This window comes from Pseudomonas inefficax (assembly GCF_900277125.1).
GTDB lineage: Bacteria > Pseudomonadota > Gammaproteobacteria > Pseudomonadales > Pseudomonadaceae > Aquipseudomonas > Aquipseudomonas inefficax.
In genome coordinates this window covers 1-1797 of sequence record NZ_OPYN01000104.1, presented here as the reverse complement: position 1 = coordinate 1797, position 1797 = coordinate 1, and the positions used below count along the sequence as shown (strand labels likewise).

The following is a 1797-nucleotide window of genomic DNA, read 5'->3' as shown; positions in this document are numbered from 1 at the left end:
TCTTAAACACTGAGTGGTTCCAATTACTTGCGTTTCACGCTACTGGAGGACACACCATGCGGCATCTCCTCCTCGCCCCTGCGCTGCTGGTCCTGCTGCCTGCCGGTGCTGCCCTGGCTGACGTCGACGCAGGCGACGTCGCAACCTCGGCCGGTGTTTCCGCCTCGCTCTACTCGACCTTCAAGGACGACAAACGGATCATCCCGGCGCGTGACGAGCTTTCGGCCTACGTCGCCAGCGGTGGTGCAATCCGTGGCGCCTATGTGGAGTCGGCGCTGGAACAAGCCCGCAAGGACAACCCTGGACTGCAGGCCAATGATGAAGAGCTGGCCCGGGCCCTCCTCTCGCAGGATGACCGCATAGCCGATCATTGACCATTGAGGTAGTCCTGCACCGGCCTCTTCGCGGGCTTGCCCGCTCCCACAAGTACTGTACAGTCATCAGACCCGGTGCGGTTCTTGTGGGAGCGGGCAAGCCCGCGAAAGGGCCGGCACAGGCGTACATTCACCCCCAGCCATCCATGCGCATGGTAGCCCTTACCAGCCGCTGCTCTTCCTGCTCTATCTCCCGCAAGCTGTCGCGGATCCCGTTGATATGTTCGCGCGCCGCGCGCTGCGCCTGCTCGGGCAGCTGCTCCATCACTGCCTGATACAACCGCGCATGCTGGCGGTCGATCTGGCGCTTCTGCGCCGGCCGGCAGTACAGGTTGTTGACCGAGGCGAACACCGTGCTCAAGGTCAGGTCACTGAGCGATTGCAGGGTATGCACCAGCACCGGGTTGTGCGACGCCTCGCTGATGGCCCGGTGAAAGGCATGGTCGCGACGGGCATGTTCACGGGCATCTGCCACTTCGGGGGCTTCGTGCGCAGCCAGCATCTCTTCATAGCGCCGACGAATCAGTAAACGGTCGACCTCGGTGGCCCGCAACGCCGCCAGACGCGCCGATTCTGCCTCCAGTAACGCCCGCACTTCCAACAGGTCGAACAGCGTGCGCGGCTGCGAGCTGAACAGGTGCATCAACGGCGTGGCACCCGCCTGGCCAGTCAGGTCGGCCACGAACGAGCCTCGCCCCTGCTCGGTGTCGATGATGCCGCGCCCGCGCAGAATGCGCAGGCCTTCACGCAGCGCCGAGCGCGAGCAGCCCAGCTTTTCCACCAGGCGTCGCTCCGACGGCAGGGCCTGACCCACCTTGAGCACGCCGTCGACGATCAGCCGCTCGACCCGTTCGGCCACCTGATCAGCGACCTTGGCCTTGCCTTCAGTACCCAATGCGTACCCTCCTGCTGGTAGGACCACTTAAACCACCTGCCTCAATCTAGCCGGGCGAAGCCGTCAATGACCAGGACCGGCCGCAAAAACTGGTAGGACCAGTCAACCCTGTACTCGACCCAGGCCGCGGCCACGCGCACGCTGCAAGGGTGAGCGCTTTGCCAACAACAACAAATACCGTTGCCGAGTGAGCCGATGAATATCCTGTACGACGAACGCGTCGATGGCGCGCTGCCCGACGTGGACCGGGGGGCGCTGCTGCAAGCGCTGCGTGCTGACCTGCCGGACCTTGAGATCCTGCACCGCGAGGAAGACCTCAAACCCTATGAGTGCGACGGCCTCTCGGCTTACCGCACGGTGCCGCTGCTGGTGGTGCTGCCCGAGCGCCTGGAGCAGGTGCAAACACTGCTCAGGCTCTGCCACCAGCGTGGCGTGCCGGTGGTGGCACGCGGCGCCGGTACCGGCCTGTCGGGCGGCGCCCTGCCACTGGCCAAGGGCATCCTGCTGGTGATGGCACGCTTCAACCGC

General features: G+C 64.8%; 3 protein-coding genes. 2 read left to right on the top strand and 1 reads right to left on the bottom strand.

All coding sequences use genetic code 11. From position 1 onward, the window contains the following. Window positions 1-56: 56 nt before the first annotated feature. Complete coding sequence (locus JV551A3_RS13255; RefSeq protein WP_133978757.1) at window positions 57-374, top strand: DUF2388 domain-containing protein; 318 nt, start codon at window positions 57-59, stop codon at window positions 372-374. 130 nt (window positions 375-504) lie between these two features. Here JV551A3_RS13255 and glcC read toward each other — a convergent pair whose 3' ends face one another. Next, a complete protein-coding gene (glcC, locus tag JV551A3_RS13250) occupies window positions 505-1269 on the bottom strand; it encodes a transcriptional regulator GlcC (RefSeq protein ID WP_133978755.1) in 765 nt (254 codons plus the stop codon). 195 nt (window positions 1270-1464) lie between these two features. Here glcC and JV551A3_RS13245 point away from each other — a divergent pair. Beyond that, window positions 1465-1797: FAD-binding protein (locus JV551A3_RS13245; RefSeq protein ID WP_133978753.1), on the top strand; the 333-nt coding region annotated here is incomplete at its 3' end.